The organism is Armatimonadota bacterium, assembly GCA_013314775.1.
GTDB lineage: Bacteria > Armatimonadota > Zipacnadia > Zipacnadales > JABUFB01 > JABUFB01.
Genome location: JABUFB010000008.1, coordinates 95,027 through 114,717 on the forward strand (window position 1 = coordinate 95,027; position 19,691 = coordinate 114,717).

At 62.1% G+C, this 19,691-nt stretch carries 15 protein-coding genes; 11 read left to right on the top strand and 4 right to left on the bottom strand.

Annotation, left to right across the window (positions count from 1 at the left end):
• Positions 1-23: 23 nt before the first annotated feature.
• Complete coding sequence (locus tag HPY44_07905; GenBank protein ID NSW55920.1) at positions 24-3,053, bottom strand: beta-galactosidase; 3,030 nt, start codon at positions 3,051-3,053, stop codon at positions 24-26.
• 139 nt (positions 3,054-3,192) lie between these two features.
• On the opposite strand from HPY44_07905, the gene HPY44_07910 reads away from it, so the two are divergent.
• From HPY44_07910 to HPY44_07920, 3 genes are read left to right on the top strand one after another with little or no spacing between them, the layout of a single operon-like run.
• On the top strand, positions 3,193-4,170 hold the full coding sequence (locus tag HPY44_07910; protein ID NSW55921.1) for a hypothetical protein: 978 nt from the start codon (positions 3,193-3,195) through the stop codon (positions 4,168-4,170).
• A gap of 10 nt (positions 4,171-4,180) precedes the next feature.
• Entirely contained in the window at positions 4,181-5,152 is a 972-nt protein-coding gene (locus HPY44_07915; GenBank protein NSW55922.1) for a hypothetical protein, read from the top strand.
• A 51-nt stretch (positions 5,153-5,203) separates the two neighbouring features.
• Positions 5,204-5,542, top strand: a complete 339-nt coding sequence (locus HPY44_07920; GenBank protein NSW55923.1) for a hypothetical protein — start codon at positions 5,204-5,206, stop codon at positions 5,540-5,542.
• 122 nt (positions 5,543-5,664) lie between these two features.
• On the opposite strand, the gene HPY44_07925 is transcribed toward HPY44_07920, so the two are convergent.
• Together HPY44_07925 and HPY44_07930 are read right to left on the bottom strand one after the other, a co-directional pair.
• On the bottom strand, positions 5,665-8,631 hold the full coding sequence (locus HPY44_07925) for a hypothetical protein (protein ID NSW55924.1): 2,967 nt from the start codon (positions 8,629-8,631) through the stop codon (positions 5,665-5,667).
• A gap of 148 nt (positions 8,632-8,779) precedes the next feature.
• A complete protein-coding gene (locus HPY44_07930) occupies positions 8,780-10,972 on the bottom strand; it encodes a hypothetical protein (GenBank protein ID NSW55925.1) in 2,193 nt (730 codons plus the stop codon).
• Between the two features lie 157 nt (positions 10,973-11,129).
• On the opposite strand from HPY44_07930, the gene HPY44_07935 reads away from it, so the two are divergent.
• From HPY44_07935 to HPY44_07970, 8 genes are all read left to right on the top strand, one after another.
• On the top strand, positions 11,130-11,573 hold the full coding sequence (locus HPY44_07935; protein ID NSW55926.1) for a pyridoxamine 5'-phosphate oxidase family protein: 444 nt from the start codon (positions 11,130-11,132) through the stop codon (positions 11,571-11,573).
• Between the two features lie 245 nt (positions 11,574-11,818).
• Complete coding sequence (locus HPY44_07940; GenBank protein ID NSW55927.1) at positions 11,819-12,052, top strand: CopG family transcriptional regulator; 234 nt, start codon at positions 11,819-11,821, stop codon at positions 12,050-12,052.
• 52 nt (positions 12,053-12,104) lie between these two features.
• Complete coding sequence (locus HPY44_07945) at positions 12,105-12,938, top strand: sulfite exporter TauE/SafE family protein (protein NSW55928.1); 834 nt, start codon at positions 12,105-12,107, stop codon at positions 12,936-12,938.
• A gap of 20 nt (positions 12,939-12,958) precedes the next feature.
• Positions 12,959-14,113: a sulfate adenylyltransferase gene (sat, locus tag HPY44_07950; protein NSW55929.1), complete on the top strand. Its 1,155-nt coding sequence runs from the start codon at positions 12,959-12,961 to the stop codon at positions 14,111-14,113.
• A gap of 40 nt (positions 14,114-14,153) precedes the next feature.
• Positions 14,154-15,545, top strand: coding sequence for an alkaline phosphatase family protein (locus tag HPY44_07955; GenBank protein NSW55930.1), 1,392 nt, complete (start codon positions 14,154-14,156; stop codon positions 15,543-15,545).
• 86 nt (positions 15,546-15,631) lie between these two features.
• Entirely contained in the window at positions 15,632-16,255 is a 624-nt protein-coding gene (gene cysC / locus HPY44_07960) for an adenylyl-sulfate kinase (GenBank protein NSW55931.1), read from the top strand.
• Positions 16,256-16,443: 188 nt separating this feature from the next.
• Entirely contained in the window at positions 16,444-17,799 is a 1,356-nt protein-coding gene (locus HPY44_07965; GenBank protein ID NSW55932.1) for an alkaline phosphatase family protein, read from the top strand.
• A 24-nt stretch (positions 17,800-17,823) separates the two neighbouring features.
• Positions 17,824-18,588, top strand: a complete 765-nt coding sequence (locus tag HPY44_07970) for a TatD family hydrolase (GenBank protein ID NSW55933.1) — start codon at positions 17,824-17,826, stop codon at positions 18,586-18,588.
• 24 nt (positions 18,589-18,612) lie between these two features.
• Here HPY44_07970 and HPY44_07975 read toward each other — a convergent pair whose 3' ends face one another.
• Positions 18,613-19,662 carry an aldo/keto reductase gene (locus HPY44_07975; GenBank protein NSW55934.1) on the bottom strand — a complete coding sequence of 350 codons (1,050 nt, stop codon included), beginning with the start codon at positions 19,660-19,662 and terminating at the stop codon, positions 18,613-18,615.
• Positions 19,663-19,691 lie beyond the last annotated feature (29 nt).

Consider the following 19,691-nt stretch of genomic DNA (forward strand, 5'->3'; position numbering starts at 1 on the left):
GAGGCGGCCCGTGGTCGCCTCCCTCAGTCCAGTACGAATACCCTTGTCGCACGATCAGCGAAGTCCGCCGAGAACTCGCCGGTGCGCGGGGCCAACTCCTGCCCAGTGTACAGGTCGCGAACACCGCGGGGCTCGGGCAACCGGATGGTTCGCGTCCCGGGGTCTTTCACACTCACCGATACCATATCCCGCGCCGCCCAGACGACGTCCGGAGTGTCGATGTACAGGTGTACACCGGCTTTCTGAGCCAGCGCCCGCACGATCTCAGTGGGCATGAGCCCCGCAGCGGAGTGCACGGCGGTCCAGTCCTCGTATTCCTTCACCACAAGCCCTGGGGAACCATCTGGAAGCGTCCCCAGCACAGTGGCCGCCGGGTCGTCAGCGCTGCAGATGGGGGCTACATTTCGTCCCGAGCCGTACTGCTTTCCCGCCTGCCCATCTAACAGGGGATGGTCCCCCGTGAGGGTGACCCTCAGCGGCTGCTCTTTCATGGACAGGCCCAGCCTGATCCCCGTGAACTCCTCCATCGCTGCCGGATCCAGCTTCCCGTCGCGGTACAGTCCCGGCACGTAGAAGAAGACCAGCACGTTCCCGTCGCGCTTGAGTGCATCCACTGCCTTGCGGTCGGCTTCGGTTGGCGCGAAACTGGTCATGAAGAGGAACAGCTTGTGGTCCGCAATGCGCGGCAGGTCGGATGCCAGGTAGTGTCCCACCGGCGCGCCGATTCTGTGGAGCCCGGGCAGATACCCCACCAGCAGTTCGCTCCCCAGCCAGTGCGCCACCTGCAGGTAACACAGGGAGCGCTCGTCCACGACCATCGCCACCTCGTCAGCCGGGCGGCGGTCCAGGCTCAGGGCCTGCTCGGCATTGCGCGTCAATTCGCCGATGCGCGCCATGAGGCGGTCGTCATCGTAGCGGTTCGCGCCCACGTCGAACCACCACTGAGCCGCTCCATTGGTGAGCACATTGGCGAGTTCCTTGTCCTGCTGGATGATGTCTCCGTCAACGTTGGCAGGACGTCCCCAGGAGCCCACTTCGCCCGGCGAGAGGGACGTGCGGATGTCGTTCTCGTCGAACCACAGCTTCTCATGGAGCTTCACGCTCCCCAGCAATGACATGAAGTGGCTGGTGCCCTCGCCGCCCAGTTGCCGGAAAGCATAGCTTGTGGGGCTGCAGACGAAATCTACGTCCGGGCAGGCGAGCACCTGTGCCAGCGCGAGATGCCCGGCATTCTGCTGACGCTGTTCGCCGCACAACTGCAGCGTGTATCCGTAGAAGACGCCTACGGCCTTTTCGCGCCGGGTGATCTCCTTCACCGCCCTGGAGAGAACCGCGATGGTGTCGGCCACCATGTCTGAGTTGTACAAGTAGTAGTCGATGATCTGTTGCTCCTGCGCCGGGTCGCGCAGGGCACCCATCCGGCTGGCCTGGCGCCGGGCCTTGCTGGGCACAGCGGCCGTCTCGAAAGTGACCTGGGGGTCGCCCCAGGCCGCGCGCAATGCGTCGACATCCGCATACTTGGCCGCCAGCCACTTGCGGAAAGCCCGGTGGTTCGCAGGAGAGTAATCCACCCACTCATTCTCGTTGCCGCCCCACATCATCCATTCTTCGGTCGTTCCAGATGCCAGGTGGTAGCCGACGATCCGGTCGGCGTAGGGCGATCCTTCCACGTGGGCGATGAGCCGTCGCAGACCCTCGATGGTGTCCTTCCGCCAGATCTCGGAAGCCCAGCACGGCGCGGGCTTGCCGCCAGAATGGATAAAGGGCACGGGCTTACCGTCGCCCGGGTCCATGAGCACGATCTCGTCGGGGTGTTGCTTGCTCCACCATTCGGGAGCATGCAGATACAGGCGCGGGAAAATGTAGGCATCGGGATTCGCGGCAAGCACCATCATCACGCGCTCGTCGAGTTGGGAGAAGTCATACTCGTCCGGAGCGGTCCAGGCAGTGCGGCTCAGGCCATACCCAGCTTCCGTCGGCGTGGCGCTGAAGGAGAAGAGGTTCACCCCGGCCTGCGCGAAGTCGGTGAACACCTCCACTGATGGGCCGTAAGCCGTGTAGGCCATTCCATTGTGGGGCTTTCCGTTGATGAACAGCGTCGGTGCGCCATTGTGCATGCGGACGGCTGCTACGACGTGTCCCGGCGTGCGCGCTTCCACGGTCACGGGGAAGACCTCCTCGTCAACTCGAGTTCCATTCAATTCGACATGCGCTTCACCGAGCTGCAACTGCAGGGAGGACTGCCCTCCCCAGGCGAACTGAGGTATGCGCACCGGGATGTCACTGATCGAGTACACCTTGCCCGGCTCGGCAGCGCTCAACGGTTCCGGCAGTGACAGGGGAACTTTGGCCACCATGGTTTTCCCGTGGCGCAGGATCAGGCGCGCCTGGTCATCTCTGCAGGGACGGTCAAGGGAGAACGACAGAGCCGCCGTGTACTCCTGCCCGGCACGCACGGTGCGGGGGAAATCCAGGGAGCGCAAGGTTGCGACAGGCGGGTCCGGGGAGACGGTCTCTACCCGGAAGACTTCCACGTTGTACTCCGTGTCCGGGCGCACCCCGAAGGCGATGAGGGTGAAGAACCGCAGAGGAAAGTCCATGCGGCCGTCTGCATCGCGCGACCACGAGGCGACCTTCCATTCTCCCCACGGGAACTCGATCCAGCGCTGTTCGGCGCCGGCCTCGACCCCCACTTGGTTCGCGGTCCACTCGGCGCCGTTGGCGTCGGCGACCTTGGCCGCAAGAGTGACACTCGCTCCTGCATTGCGCACCTGCACGCGGATCTTCTCAAACCCCCGGGACACGGGGCGGCGCAGGAAGATGTCATTGAAGGAAACGCCGCGCGAAACGAACCGCCAGCGCAGGGCAGGGCCCTCGATCCGGGTCAGCTCACTCAGCGAGAACTCCCTGTTCAGACGGTCACGGTCTCTTGCAGTATCCCAGGCGGCGGGGTCCGATCCGTCGAAAAGAACCGTCACCTCCTCCGCGCAGACTGAAGTCGTCACGGAGAGACAAAGCAGTGCGAAGAGAGCCGCCGAGATGACTTTGCGCATGTGAGTTCTCCAGTTTCGCTTACTGATCCAGGTTTCCTCGCAAGCCTCGCGAGACCTCCGAAAGGATTACCTGGCTGTTGAGCGAATAGCTTGCTGACACCTGCGTTCCGTCACTAGCCCACCACAGGAGGTCATCCTGATGACCGATCGGATTGCGCAGTTCCAGCAGACAGGACTCAAGGCCGTGGATTACCAGCTTCAGTATCAGCAGGCGGACGGCGGCTACATCTGGGATGGCTACGCCGTCGATGCCTTCCACAAGCAGGCGTACTCCTGGGCACTAGCGGGGAAAGTGGAACCCGCGCACCGCCTTCTTACCTGGGTGCGCGACAACCGCCTGCGCCCCGACGGCCAACTGGAAGCCTATAACGGGGATTGCTATAAGATGGCGTGGTTCTTCCACGGCGCCCATCGCCTGGGCCGGTTTGAGCTCAGCATGCCCGTGTTCAACTTTCTGGCGTCTTGCCAGACCCCCTGCGGCGGTCTGCCGCATTTCGCCGGAGACAAGTACCTGCGTTCCCTGGCCACCTGCTGGACGGGTGTGGCGGCGATCTATGCCGGCCGCCTGGATATCGCGCAGAAGGCCGCGGAGTGGGCCATCAGCGTGCTGTACCAGCAGCCCGACCCGGACCGCTTCTACTTCCGCACCACTCGTGACGGACGTCTCGTCACCCCCGAGGTCGATCCTGAGGGCGCGCTGTTCATCGACATCAGCAAGCCCAAGCAGGACTACTGGGAGGTTGGACTGCCGCTTCAGCTCATGTGCCGGTTGTACATGGCGACAGGAAACGGGAAATATCTGGACTTTGCCGCGCGATTCTTCGAATTCAAGCTGCGGTGCTTCGAGGACCGTTTCACCTACGTCGGCAGCGGCAAGAGCAGCCTGGGATCCGCACTGTTCTATCTCTTGACCGGCGACATTCGTGCCCGCGACGCCGCTATGAGATTCTGCGAGTTCCTCGTTGACACCCAGTACCCCGAAGGCGGCTGGCGCGACGAGACCGAGCCTGACCAGCTCTTGATCTACATCGACCACGCAGCCGAGTTCAACATCTGGCTCCAGGAAGTCTGCGCGATCCTCCCCTCGGCGGAAATCCGCTGGGCCGACGGGAGTTGATCTCCGGTTGATGATGGATCCACTGGAGAACCTGCTGCGCGCAATCCGCTTCGACGAACCGGAGTATGTGCCCCGGGCCAATGAGGGCGTGCTGGGCGGCGTTGCATATGAAGGAAACTTCCGCATCGCCACCTGGACAGACCACTGGGGCGTGGCTTGGGAGACCACCCGTGAGGACATGGTGCCCTTCCCCAGGGGCAACCCGCTCCGGGACCTGGAGCGCATCGCCGACTTCGAGCCACCCGACCCGAATGCACTGATTGACGCCGACAGTGGCCTCGCGGAGCGCGTTGAGCAGGTAAGAGCCGACGGGCGCTGCCTGGTCTTCGGCCAGCAGACTTACCTGCTGTTCGAGCGCGCCTGGGCTCTTTGCGGAATGGAGAGTTTTCTTGCGGGCATTATCGAAGAGCCGGAATTGATCTGCGCGTTGTTGCGCAAGATCGCCGACTACAATATCGCGGTTTTCCGGCGATACGCCGAACTTGGGCTGGACGGCATCGGGTTCTCCGAAGACCTGGGCTCCCAGCGGGGCCTACTGATTTCCCCAGCCCATTTCCGGGAGTTCCTGAAGCCCGAGTACGCGCGGATGTTCGCTCCGGTAAAGCAGGCCGGCATGATGATCAACTTCCACTCGTGCGGTTGTGTACAGGCCGTATTGCCGGACCTCATCGACGTGGGAGTGGACATCCTCAACCCCGTTCAGGCCAGGGCCAATGATCTGGCCGAGGTCAAGCGCCTGACCCATGGAAAGATGGCCCTGCTCGGGGGCATCGACACCCAGCAGGTGCTAATGCGCGGCACACCGCAGAGTGTTGAGGACGAAGTACGGCGGGTGCTGTCGATTCTTGCCCCCGGCGGCGGGTTCATCATCGCGCCGGACCAGGGCATGCCCTTCCCGCCCGAGAACATCGCGGCAATGTGGAATGCGGCTGAGAAGTGGGGGAGATACCCGTTGGCTGAAGACTTGTGGCCGGCATACTAGCGCCCGCGCTCTCGCCGCGCGTCCCCCACTCATTTTGCGGAGGAGTTCACCATGCGCCTTACACTCGTCGCTGCGACTGTCGCGGTGGTCTTTACCCTGTCTGGTTGCGGCAGCAGTGATCAGAACGACGTTATCGGGCGCGGTCCAGTGAGCCTGGTATTCACTGGTGACGGTACAGAGCCCACCTTTGTGAAAGTGAGCTGGCAGGACGAATCCGGCGCGTGGACCGCAAGGGATTTTACGGTCCAGGCCGGGGGGAGAGTAGAACTGCGGGTGGACGAGCGTCTGCGCTACTACATTTCCCTCGACCCCCTGACGGTCGCGGAGACCACCGGACGGGCTTCATCGCAGAACGTGGTCGTCGACGCAACCACGGCCGTTCCGCAGTAGCCCTGGGTATCGGATTCTGGGTGCCACTGCTTCGAGAAGCAGCGCTCGCCGCAGAGCACACTGGGCGGAGCTTCGTGGGGCCCCCAGAGATCCGGTGGAACGCTATCCGGGCATATTGCCTGCTACCGACCCTTCCGGATGATGGCCGCCGACCAGTCTTCCGCCAGGCGAAGCTCCGTATAGGTCTTTCCATCGATGGTGACCAAGGGGGCATTGAAGTCCGGCACCTCGCGGCCCTCATCGTTGTACACGTGCACCTCGTGCCCCGAATCGTCTCCCCAACCAAAAAGTCCGCTCCGATTTGTGATGATGCGCTCCTGCCCAATGATGTACCCTTCGTGCAGTTCCACCGGGGTGATCGGGAACATGTGCTCGGTCAGTGTCTTGTAACCGGTGGATACGCCCTCGCTGTACCAGTTGTAGACGCAGCCGTAGTCCAGCGCCTTGACCATCCACCGATAGGCGTCCACCTCGGTTTTCTCGGCAATGTGGTCGCCCAGCGCGATGGGAGAGTACAGAATTGCCCGCAGGCAGTTGCTGATAGTAGCGGTTTCCACGAACCGCTGAAGCTTCAGACTTGCCACGGTGCGAGTGTGTGGCTGACCATTGGCGATGAAGGGTCCCCGTGCCAGAATCTTCTTCAATTGCTCCACTCGCCACGGCTGACTGATGAGGGTCACGGAGGTCTTCAACCCTTTGAGCTTGTGAGTCACCGGGTCGATGTCGCCGCTGCAGCCATCCCACGGTTCGCCATAGTGGTACTGATAGGCACTGTATTCGAGCTCATCCCAGTAGACACCATCGGCCCCGCAGACACCCATGATCATCTCGGGGTTCTTGGCGATTGCCTGCCCGTAGGTGTTGTCGAGAGTGGGGAAGAAGATCTTGTATATGTCCTTGCCGTAGTTCGCCTGGGTGCCGTCGGGGCGCAGAGTGCGGGCGTCCGCGTAACGCTCCGGCGCATCTTCGGTCACGTCCAGGAAGCAGTGGAAGTAGATCGATGTTTTCAGGTCAGGGAAGAGCTTTTTCAGACGCGCATTGTGTCTCGCGTAGACCGAATGATCCACCTGCTGGAAGGACGTCCCGTGGGAATACATGCCCTTGTACAGGGGGTAATTGATGCTCGCGCAGACCAGGTCGGGGGACTTGTGCTCGACAAACCGCTTCAGGAACTCGTCGGTATGCTGGGGTCGTGCGGAGAGGAACGCGAACTGGTAGGGCAATGTAAAATTGGCGTCCCGTGCTCGGCGCGCTGCGTTCACGAAGTCCCAGAAGTCAGGTCTTGCGGTCGGGACAATCATCCATTCCGCGGTATAGCTGGTTCCCGGCCGCAGCACGAATTCGTCGTCGGACATCCCGGGCACACCGTCCAGGCAGTAGTTGGTGATATGCACCTGGAACTCGTCGTTCATGGGCATGATTCCGATGCCCGCATTTGCGGTTGTGGCGTAGGTGGTCGGGTTTGATTTCTCCCCGCGCGAGCCGTTGTTGCCGAAGGGCGATGCCCCGGCAAGCCAGACTCTCGCAAGCCGATCACCCAGCGGGATTGTGTGGCGCTGCATGATGGGCAGGTTCTCGTCAGTGAGATTGCGGAAGGTATCGAAGACCGTGACCCCGTCGATCCCCTCCTCAATTCGCCGGGTGTGCTCGAAGAAAGCGTTGCTGCCCTGTGCCCACCCGCTGTCGGGGGTGGAGAAGCGGCTCTCCACCGCGAAGGTCTCGTTTCCCACCTTGAGCACCAGCCTGCCGGAAGACTGTTCGGAGACCTGATAACACGGGCCCACGGGCGGATTGGGCCGGATGATGGGGATCTCGCCCGTTGGCGCAGGTCGGCGGACCGCTTCGGGCGGCGGCGGAGCCTTGAAGACAATCGACATATCACCGAACACCAGCACCCACTTGCCCTTGGGGTCCTCCCGCGTCTGCATCTTCAGGACGTTCGTGCCTTCCTTCAACAGGTCCGTCACGCGCAGCTCGAACTCGCACGCCTTGGGGTAATCCACCAGCCCGTAGGTGGGATCTTTGTCCACCGCCTCGAAGTCCGGGGAATAGGGGAGAGCGATGTACCCGTCACCGGTCATGAAGGTCATAGTCAGGCCGGTGCGGTAGGTGGACACGCGCGGCCGGTTGGTCAGACGGTCGCCGGTAATCGGTTGGTCGTTGAGCCACAAGTGCAGCACCGGCGCATACCCGGCGGGCTTTGCAAACTCATTGCGCCCCAGGAAGCGCAGGTAGGCTTCCAATCCCTCTGGGGTGGGAGGAGCATCGAAGGTGATCTCGGTGGTGGTCTTGTGCGGCACGGAGAGCTCTTCCCGGATGACCACCTTACGCGCCGGCGGGGTGGCCTTACCCTCGGAATCGCCCAGAAGCGTGGGCTGCAGGCGCTTGCGGCTGATCGCCCACGGCGCCGTCCCGATGGTCATGTACTTCTCCTGCGCGGCCTCGAGGGAGTCGCAGTCGGAAAGGGCGACCTCCAGCCCAAGCGGCATTCCCTGCTTCGGGGTCTGGATGCCCATGAGCGCGAAAGGTAGGAGAGCCTCGATGACATAGCCGTCATTTGTGCGGCGTGAAGCCAATGCCGCGCCCTCTGCAGCGGTGTCTTCAGGTCGGAACACGAAGAGCTCGGGACCAACGTCCACCAAAGCGTCTCCGGTGCGCTTGAAACTGCCGGGGCTCAGGCCGAACTGAAACTGCCCCGCGCCGAGACTGGTGCGGTTGGTGTCCACGTCCGGCGTGGCGTCGATGAACACCTCGAGATGGTCGCCCTTGTAGATCAGGCTCCCACGCTGGGACTGCTGAAGCTGATCGTCCCGAACCTCCGCCGCGAGATACAGGCCTTCGGACCGCCACGCGAGTTGCACCCGGGCGCTAAGATCCTCCGGGCCGGGCCATGGACCGCGTGAGACGTGGAGTTGCTCCTGGGTTGTGATGAGCACCTCGCCGGGTAGGCCGGCCCAGTCGGACAGGTCGGCATCCAGAGCGAAGGCAGGGTCGGGCTTGTGCGGGACAACAATCCAGGGCCCGTCCTGGCAGACCGCGCACGATGCGAGGATGAAAAGCAGGATCGGCGTCAGCGCGATGGGTCTCACGTTCAGGTCCTCCGGAGTTCAGGTCTTTGGCCGCATAGGCTCTGTGTTTGGTAGAAACGGGCTACAGGCATGGATTTCGCATGAGGCCCGATACCGGGGGCCTGTTCCCCCGTATCGCTCTTTCCTGGAGATCAGTGCGGGAAAGTCCTCACGCTCCGCGAATCTTGAAGGTGCGCTCCAGCCAGCCGTCCCCGTCCTTCACCCGGATGCGCAGGACGTGATCGCCCGACGGGATCACACCGTCCGACGCATAGTCCTCGGTGCCTACGAGGTACGGCGGGCCGTCGCAAGTGTTCACGAGCTTGTCATCCAGGTAGACCTCCATCGGGCCCTCGGGCACGCCTTCGACCCAGATGCGGATGCGCTCCCAGCCATGGTAGCCGGGCTCCTGGTGGTATGGTGTGATGTAGATGTTCTTGGTGCACAGCAACCGCATGGCCCGGTCATGCTCGCACCACGAGGACACCGCGCTGCTGTCGGGGAGGATCGAGATAACGCGCCGATCTGAGTTGCGCGCAAGAATGCGTCCATCCGCCTGATAGATATATACTCCCGGGCATCCGGCCTTGTACAGCTGGTCCACGCGCTGCAAGAAGGGCCCCGCAAAGGGAAGTCCCCAGTCAAGACCATCCACAACAGGCAGGAGCATGACCCCGGTGCCTTTCGTGGCTTCCAGGTACGGGGTGACGTCAAAGTTCATGTGCCGACCCTGAATATTGCTGGGGCACAGGTAGTCCACCAAACCCTCTTTGCACCACGTCGCATAGTCGAAGCGCTCCGACAGGCGCACACCATGGGCCGGGAATCGGATGAGTATGGGCACCCGCCGCCCTCGCGCCTGCCCGAACTCATCCGCGAGAGCCCGCAATTCGCGCAGGAATGCATTGCAGGTCTCCGCGACATCGATGCCCTCCGGGTAACGGCAGTAGTCGATGGAGATACCTTCTGCGCCGATCTCCAGCGTCTCCCGGTATAGGCTCAGAATGTACTGTCGTACCTGCGGCACTTCGTATCGCAGGGCATGACCGCGCATCCAATCCGGGTGCTCCTTGGAGAAGTCGCCTTGAAGCGGGCTGCCCGGGTAGCAGTTGGTGGCGCCGAAGTTGGCGTGGGCCCCCATGCCCAGCTCCCTGCAGTACCGGAGCGTGGCGTCCAGCGTGTTGGTGTACTGCTGCATCCGCCCCACGTTGTCCGTGGTCGGGTTAGCTACGTGGCCGATGGGATCGCCCTGGGTGGAGTAGAGAAGCTGGTCGGTAAGACGGCTCTCGTAGACCACTTTCATCCCGAAGCGACCGACCTGAGTGTCGACAATCCCCACACGCGCCTCGGCAAAGGCCACCAGGGGCTCCCGATGCTGGAGAGTGCTGCGGATGTTCTCGCTGAAAGCCCAGGAGTAGGGCTCCCAGTACCCGACCACGAGACGGTCCTGGGGTCCCTGGATGCGGGAGTTGAGGGCCTCGGCCTGCGCATCCGAGATCGGCACGAACTTCACGTAGTCGATTTGCCCGGTGCAGTAGCCCGTGTACGCGTGTGGCTGCTGGAGGACAAGATGCTGGCGATCCATCCGCGCCCACCGCCACAGCACTTCCTGCCATGGGAAACGGGACGAGATGCGGTCCGCGCGCTCATCCCCGGTCAAACGCAGATCGATGCCGTACCGCGCCTTGTTGCAGACGTAGATCAGGTAGTGCCCCTTGAGGTCAAGCGGGTATGTGATGGGCCGCGCGCCCACGTCCGGCGGCGAGATGACGCTCAGCGAGCTGCCAAGCGAGGCGCCTTCCGTTTGCTCTCCCGCAGGCGTCCAATTCCATTTCCGGTCTTCTCGTGCAGGGTTCTCAGCCAGATCGTCTCGCTGGAGCACCTGCGACCAGTCTTCGATATAGACCACGTCGGAATTGTCGGCCTGCAGAGCGACCCGTTCCGTCTGCAGCACTGCACCGTCGGGTCCTGCGATCTGCAGCTCGAACTCCGCATTGACCTTTCCGTTGACCTGTGCGTCGGGATAAGGGTTGAAGATCACGGTTCGCTGAATTCCCGCAGCACGTCGTTCCGTGACGGTGCCGTGCTCCCAGGTCTCTGACTCCTCGGGGGTTACCAGTGCAAGCGCGGTCTCAGTGAGCAGCGGCGTAACTCGCGCCACCTGCCACTGTTCCTGGCCGACATGGCGCCATCGGCAGGTGACCGTGACCGTCTCAGGGGCGCTGGTCGGCACACGGTAGGCGATGTGGAAATGCCGGGTCGCGGGATCAATGGTCATGGTGGCGCCATCTCCACGGGCGAGAATGGGTGTGGTGAGTGCAATGCAGGTCAGGAATGACTGCAGTGGGAGTAGGTTGCGCATCGCGTCCAGCCTCCGAGCAGGGCATGATTGCGCCCAGATTCGTCTTCGAGCACGCCAGACCTCCCCCCACCGGAAGGAGAATGAGAACGCACGGCAAATCTACTACCCGGCGGGTATGGATCACGGCCGACTCCACGGCCGAGAAGGAGAGATGACAATGACTCGCGAGGAAGCGTTGGCCAAGCTCGAAGAGATGATGGCGTCGGGCAGTTCCTTTGTGATGGCGACGGTGGACGAGAATGATCACCCCCAGATGCGCTGGATGGGAGCGATTGTGAAAGACCCCGCGCGGGAATGCATGTACTACCTGGCCTGTGGCGCGGGTTCGCGGAAGATGGTGCAGATCGCCCACAATCCCGCAACCCAGCTCATGTTCCATACCGAGGGCTTCCAATGTGTGGCCACGGTGAGCGGCAAAGCCTGCGCCGTGCACGACAGGGACCTGAAGCAAGTCGTCTGGGACTCGACACCCGCGCTTGCCCGCTATTTCGCTGGGCCGGATGACCCGATGTTCGCCTTGATCGGCTTTGAGCCCGAGAGCATGGAAATCCTGTGCATCGGAGCCTCACACGAGCCGGTGAAGGTCTCCCTCTGCCAGTGAAGGCGCACGACAGACCATGGCCGTGGGCGGCGACCGTCGACTGCCGCCCCGCCACGGGCCGTGAGCCCTCGAGCGGGGTAGACTGGCGGTTGCCCGTGTACACGGCACGGCCCCAACACCGACTCCAACGGACGTTGGCCACACACGAGCCAGGCACATATCCCACAAAACCGATGCTCTTGGGTTCTGGGGATTGACTGTATCTCCCCATGACGCTACTATGAGAGTGTAATAGGAGCGTCTTCATGAACAAGCGATCGCTTGCATCCGACAAGGTGACCATCAAGATCCCGCGCCCGCTGTATGAAAAGCTTGCAGCCGCGATCGACGGCGCCGGTTACGATTCGGTCACTGACTTTGTGGTGTATGTGCTGCGGGACATTGTCAGCACCCACGGTCTGACCCAGGAGTCCCACGCGTTGACGGAGAGCGAGCTCGCCACAGTGAAGGAGCGTCTCCGTTCTCTCGGTTACCTGTGAGGCGTGGGAAATGAACCTGTTTCGCAAGCTGTGGACGATCTGTCTGCTGGCAATGGCGGCCGGCCTGCTGTATCTGACGTTGTCCGGCGACCACAAGGGCGTGGCCGCGAACATTGATGACGGGTCCGGGCTTTGGCTTCTGCTCCTCGTTTGTGCGGGGGCCTTTTTCTGCGAGTACGTTGACTCTGCGCTCGGCATGGGCTACGGTACAACCCTCACACCTGCGTTGCTGCTACTGGGGTTCCAAACCTCACAGATCGTTCCCGCGGTTCTGGTTTCCGAGTTCCTGTCAGGCATCCTGGCCGGCGTTCTCCACCACAGCGTCGGGAATGTTACGTTCCGAAAAGGTTCCCGCGACACTCTGGTTCTCGCAGTGCTGGCACTCTGCAGCTTGGTGGGAACCTGTGCTGCGGTGGCGGTGTCGGTCACTCTGCCGGCCAAGGTGCTGCAGCTTTGGATAGGCGTCCTGGTTGCGGCAATGGGTGTCATCGTGCTGTGGTCGCCTCGATTTGCCTCGGTTTTTTCATGGCCACGCACGGTGGGGTTGGGGCTGGTGGCTGCCTTCAATAAGGGCTTGAGCGGCGGTGGGTACGGGCCGCTTGTGACCAGCGGGCAGATCCTTTCCGGAGTGGACCCCAAGCGCTCGGTGGGGATTACCTCGATGGCCGAGGGGCTTGTCTGCCTGGCGGGAGCTGTCCTCTATGTCTGCGTGCGCGAGGGCGCCATCTACTGGCCGCTTGCCGTGCCGCTTACGGTTGGCGCGCTCTTGTCAGTTCCGTTGGCAACCTGGACGGTCAAGACACTCCCGCCCGTTGACATGCGCCGGTCCGTGGGGTTTGCGACCCTTTTTCTTGGCCTTCTCACGCTCATCAAGTTGTTCCAATAGATAACAAGAGGAGACATACAATGATCGCACCGCATGGTGGCAAACTGACCGACCGCGTCCTGTGCTGCAGTGCACTTGAGGATGCGAAGAAGGCGGCCGCATCGCTGCCGCAGATCACCGTTGACTATGACACGGCGCGCGACGCACAGAATATCGCCCGAGGCGTTTTCAGCCCCATCGAAGGTTTCGTGGGCAAGGCGGACCTTGATAGTATCTGCACGAAGAACTGCCTGACAAGCGGCGTTGCCTGGACGATACCGATCATGCTGGACGTGTCCGATCCGGACGGCATTGAGGCGGGAAAGGACGTCTGCCTCATGCGCGAAGGCAGCGCCGAGCCCCTGGCGATCATGCACGTGTCCGAAGTCTTCCAGTGGGACAAGGAGAGCTGTGCGAAGGCCGTTTTTGGCACCGACGACATGGCCCACCCGGGCGTCAAGGGCTACTCCCAGAAGGGTGACTGGCTGGTCGCAGGCGAGATCGACCTCATCGACAATGACCGCGGCCCGTACGCAGACTATAACCTGTTTCCCGCCGAGACCCGCAAGGTCTTCGAAGAGCGCGGCTGGGCAACCTGCTGCGCCTTCCAGACCCGCAACGTTCCCCACGCGGGCCATGAGACCATGCAGAAGATGGTGCTTGGCCTGTTCGACGGCCTCTTCATCCAGCCGATTATCGGCAAGAAGAAGCCTGGCGACTTCCAGGACGCCGCCATTCTCAAGGCCTACCAGACCATCATCGAGAAGTACTTCAACCCGGAGCGGGTATTCCTGAACATCCTGCCCACCGAGATGCGCTACGCTGGCCCGAAAGAGGCCATTATGCACGCGATCATGCGCAAGAACTACGGGGCGACCCACATCATCATCGGCCGCGACCACGCCGGGGTAGGCAACTACTACGGCGAGGAGGAGGCCATCGAGATGTTTGACAAGCCCGAGTTCGCGGACCTGGAAATCAAGCCGGTCAACATCCGCGGAGACTTCTGGTACTGCACCACGTGTGCTGCCGTGGCCAGCAACCGCACGTGCCCGCACGGCAAGGATTCTCAGATTCCCTTCAGCGGCACCCTGATTCGCAATGGGATTGTGAACGGCGTCGCGCCCGATGCCCGCATCATGCGGCCGGAAGTGTTCGAGGTAATACGCAGCTTCGAGAACCCCTTTGTGGACTGAGAGAACCGAACGCGCGAATCTGACCGGGAGACCTGAGCCAATGGCGAAAGCTCAACGCGTGCTTGTCGTGGGCTGGGACAGCGCCCCACCCAAAGAGCTGTTTGAGGACTGGCGCAAGGACATGCCCAACCTGGATCGCCTGATGAACGAGGGCGTCCACGGCCTCCTGCGGAGCACTGACCCGCCGATTACGGTGCCGTCATGGTGTTCCATGATGTCATCTCGTAACCCGGGCCAGCTCGGCTTCTACGGCTTCCGGAATCGCCGCGTCGGCGAATACACCGGGAAATGGATTGCCAATGCACAGGCCGTGAAGGTGGACCGGGTCTGGGATATCCTGTCCCGCTACGGCAAGCGCTCGTGCGTGTTCAACGTGCCGCAGACCTACCCCGTCAAGGCGATCAACGGGGTGATGATCTCCAGCTTCCTCACTCCAAGCACCGAGAGCGACTACACTTACCCCAAGTCGCTCAAGGCCGATGTGGAGCGGGTGTCGGGTGGCTATATCATCGATGTGGACGAGTTCCGCACCGAAGACAAGGCGTGGCTGCTTGATCAGATCTACCAGATGACCGAAAAGCGCTTCAAGGTCGCCCAGTTTCTGATGCAGGAAAAGGGTCCGTGGGACTTCTTCATGATGGTCTACATGGGCCCCGATCGCCTGCAGCATGGGTTCTGGAAGTACATCGACAAGACCCACTCCAAATACGAACCCGGTAATCCCTTCGAGAACGCCGCGCGCGACTACTACGTCCTTCTCGACCAGCAACTGGGTGAGCTCATCGCAATGGCAGGGCCCGATACCCGGATCTTCGTGGTCTCTGACCACGGCGCGAAACGCATGGACGGGTCCTTCAACGTCAATGACTGGCTCATCCAGGAAGGCCTGCTAACACTCAAGGAGCCGCTAACAGGCGTCAGGCGCTTCTCGGAAGAAGACGTCGACTGGTCGAGGACCTTAGCCTGGGCGTGGGGCGGATACTACGCACGGATATTCATGAACGTGCAAGGGCGTGAACCCGAGGGTATCGTTCCTGCCGATCAGTACGAGGCGGTGCGTGACGACCTCGTGCGCAGGCTGGAAGCCACCACCGACCACACTGGGCGCGTCATGAGGACCCGCGCTCTGAAACCCCAGGATATCTTCACCGGGCCTTGCAACGACGCCCCCGACCTGTTCGTGTACTTCGACGACCTCTACTGGCGCGCAGGACAAGATGTCGGGCACGACTCCCTGCATTCGTTCGACACCGAGATCGGCCCGGATGACAGCGTGCACGACTACGACGGCATACTCGTCATGTCTCCCACGGGCAACGCGGGAAGCCGAGTGGAAGGCGCGCAGGTGATGGATATCGCGCCGACCATCCTGGACACCCTCGGGGTGCCGGTGCCCAAGGAGATGGAAGGCAAGATCATCGCGACGGATTAGCACCGGCCAATCACCAGCGGCCGCTCCGCCAAATTCGTGCATGAACTCAGGCACTGACCCACACAAACAAACAAAGGAGACTTACCATGGTAGAACCCGGCGCTGTCGTATGGTTTACCGGAGTGCCCGCTTCAGGCAAGTCCACCGTCGCAACCCTGGTCGAGGAGAAGCTGCGGGCGATGGGCTGTCTCGTGGAGAATCTGGACGCGGACGAAGTGCGCCAGAATCTCAGCCCGAATCTCGGCTTTACTCCGGAGGCCCGCGACGAGAATACCAAACGTCTCGCGTGGATGGGCAAGATCCTGTCGCGCAATGGCGTACACGTGTTGATTGCCGCCGTGGCCCCGATGCGCTATTACCGGGATCGGGCCCGCGAATGGTGTCCGCGCTTCGTCGAGGTCTTCACAACTGCGCCGTTCGAAGTCTGCAAGGAGCGCGACCCCAAAGGCCTGTACGCGCGTGGTGAGCGCGGCGAGATCAATGACATCGCCGGTTGGCACCAGCCATACGAAGAGCCTGAGAACCCGGAGGTCGTCCTTCCGACCCACGAGCTAGATCTGGAGACCTGCGCCAATATGGTCATCGCCAAACTCAGGGAGCTTGGGTACCTGTCCTGCGATGGCGGTTGCGGTTGCGGCTGCGACGACGGCTACACGGCCGAAGAGCAGGCGAAGGTCGAAGAGCGGCTCAAGGACCTGGGTTACATGTAGGTACACTATGAATGCGGGTGGCATACCATACGGATGGTGTGCACTGTCGAGAGATCAACTGCTGCAGGTCAGGTGTGGGGCAGTTGCGCCGTTCGGCGAAAGGCGCCCCGCACCTGGCATTGCTGTTTCCCGCGCTGGCTGCCATAAGTGCCTCGTCTCGAACGCCTCTGTCGCACAACGGAGATATCATGGGTCTGCTTGGATTCCTCAAGAAGCGTCCTGCGAAGCCCCGGGTCATGATCGTCGGCCTGGATGGTGTGCCCCGTTCATTCCTGGCGAAACAGATTGCTGCCGGCAAGATGCCTAACCTTGCGAACCTCGCAAGCAAGGGCAGCCTCGTGCAGGCAGATTCCATTCACCCATGCGTGTCCTGCGTGGCCTGGACGAGTTACGCCACTGGGTGCAACCCTGGCAAGCATGGCATCTTCGGATTCCAGGATCGCAAGCCTGGCACCTATGACACCTACATCGCAACCGGGGCCCACATGAAATCAGAGACCATGTGGGAGGTCCTGAGCCGGCGCGGCAAGCGGGTCATCGCCCTGAACATTCCCGGTAGCTACCCTCCGAAGCCAGTGAATGGCCTGATGGTCGGCGATTTCCTGTCGCCGCGTCTTGAAGGCGCAACCTATCCCGCTGAACTCGCTTCGCGCCTGGAGGCAATGGGGTACCGTATCGACATCGACCCCGCAAGGGGCCGGCAGGACGACAAAGGGCCGCTCATCGAGGACTTGCATGAAACCCTCGCGGCCCGCAAGCGCACCATGTTCGCCCTGATGAGGGACGAAGCGTGGGACGTGATGCAGGTGCATTTCATGGGTACTGACCGCATCGCGCACTTTCTCATCGAGCAATGGGAACAGGGCGACCCGCGCTACGCCCCGGAGTTCGAGCGTTACTTCGCGGCCATCGACGACATGCTGGGCGAACTCGACGCGGAGCTCGATGAGAGCACCGCGCTGCTCTCCTTGAGCGACCACGGGTTCTGCTCCATCAAGCGCGAGGTGTTCGTGAACCGCTGGCTGCAGGAGAGCGGCTTCCTGGAGCAACTCGCGGGCGAACGGCCGAAACTCGACCAGTTGACGACCGCCAGCCGCGCATATTCCATGGATCCCGGGCGTATCTACGTGAACCTCAAGGGACGTGAGCCCAACGGTTCCGTGGAGCCAGGCGCCGAATACGAGGCTTTGGTGGCTGAACTCACCGAGGCCCTTCTCGCGATGACCTGCCCGGAGACGGGGGAGCGTGTCGTTTCCCAGGTGCTGAGACGGGATGAGCTTTTCCACGGACCCCACGCGGCACAAGGGCCCGATCTCGTGGCGTACCCCTTCGACGGGTATGACCTCAAAGGCCAACTGGGGCGCCCGGAGGTCTTCTACAAGGGCAGTCTGGTGGGCATGCACACCTTCAACGACGCCTTCTGGTATGTCCGCGGGCGCGAGTTCAACGATCGCCCGAAGGTAATGGACGGCGCACCGACGGTCTTTGCGCTTCTTGGCGAAGAGCCTGAACCGGGAATGGATGGCGAACCGAGGGTGGGATAGTACGGGACGGAGCCCCGGACCACAATGCTCATCGACAGCCATGCACATCTCAACGACGAGCGCTACTTCGGTGAACTGCCGGACGTGATTCGCCGCGCGCAGGACGCCGGGGTCGAGATCATTGTCAACATCGGCGGCGACCTGGCATCAAGCTGGGTGGCTGTGGAGCTTGCCGAGAAGTATGAGGGCCTGTATGCAGTGGTTGGCCTGCACCCGCATGATGCGAAAGACTGCACTCCTAAGATGCTCGACGAGTTCCGGCAGATGACCTTGCTGGAGAAAGTAGTGGCGGTGGGGGAGACCGGGCTGGACTTCCATTACGACAACTCGCCACGGCCCGTTCAGAAGAGCGTGTTCATTGACTTCATACACCTCGCCGCCGAGACGAACATGCCCCTGGTGATTCACAGCCGCGAGGCCGAGCAGGCTACGCTGGATATCGTTGACAAGCATATGCAGCCCGGCCGGCGCGCCATCATTCACTGCTTCGGCAGCGACTACAACTTCGCCCGCAACTGCACGGGTCGCGGCTTCCTCCTGGGTATGGGCGGCGTGGTGACATTCCCCAACTCGAAGTCCGTCCGGGCAGTGGGGGCTCGGATTCCCCTGGAGCACATGGTGCTTGAGACTGACTGCCCGTATCTTGCCCCCCAGGCTGTGCGAGGCCGACGCAATGAGCCGAGCTACCTGCCATACGTGGCTCAGGAACTCGCCGCGCTCAAGGGTATCAGCGTCGAGGAGGTCGCCCGGGTGACATCTGAGAACTCCCGGGCGTTCTATCGCATCTGACGCCTCGCGCCGGGGGCTCGCCTCTCAAACCGGCCGATTGAACTGCTGGTGCACTTTCTGGAGCCTCTCTACGATGGGCAGGTTGAAGGGGCAGTGCTCCTCGCAATTCCGGCATTCGATACAAACGTCGGCCTTCGGGTCAAACCCGGCGTACTCCCGGCGGAAACGCGGCCATTCATATCCGAACCTGCGCGATTCGTCGTGAATGCGCATGAGGCCCGGGATGTCTATCCCCTGAGGGCAGTCTTCAAGGCAGTATCCACAGTTGCGGCAGATGTCGTCGCCCAGGAAGCGCGCCTTCTCGATCAAGTCGGCCGCCTCAGCATCATCCAGCGGGTGAAATGATTCCGATGCGGCTACCGCCTGGTCGATATCGCGGATGCAGTTGGCTCCAGCCAGCCCCGTTGAGACTTCGGGCCGCTGGAGCACGAAATGCCATGCGCGGTCGGGCGGAATGACGATCTCCGGCCTGCGGAAAAAGATGCCGCCGGACAGGGGCTTCATGATGGCCACGCCGATGTTGAGTTCCGCCGCCTTGCGCAGGACAGTGTCGCCGCTGGAGTGAATGGCAAGATTGTACACGCAAAGCACCGAGTCGAACTCGCCGGTCTCCATGGCGCGCACGAGCATGGCGTCATTGTGTCCGGTCACGCCTATGAAGCGGATGAGGCCCTGATCACGGGCTTCCTTCGCCGCGTCCAGAGCACCACCAGGCGCCATAACCTGCTCCCAGCGGTCTTCGCTGGAGATGTCATGAAGCTGCCACAGGTCGATGACGTCTGTCTGCAGCGCCTGCAGGCTGCCCTCAAGGTGCGCCAGGGCCCCGTCACGGTCTCGCGCGGTGGTCTTCGTCGCAAGGAACACCTCGGAACGCCTGTGCTTGACGATACGCCCGTACTTCATCTCGCTGGTGGGGTATGCCTCGGCATTGTCGAGGTAGTTGATTCCGCAGTCGATGGCGTGGCTAACGATCTCATCGCACAGGTCCAGATCCTCAACCCGGATGAGGGGAATTCCCCCGAGGCCGATTTCGCTGACCTGCACGCCCGTGCGTCCTAAAGTCCGCATCTTCACGGTCTGTGTCACTCCTTGCGTTTCCGGCG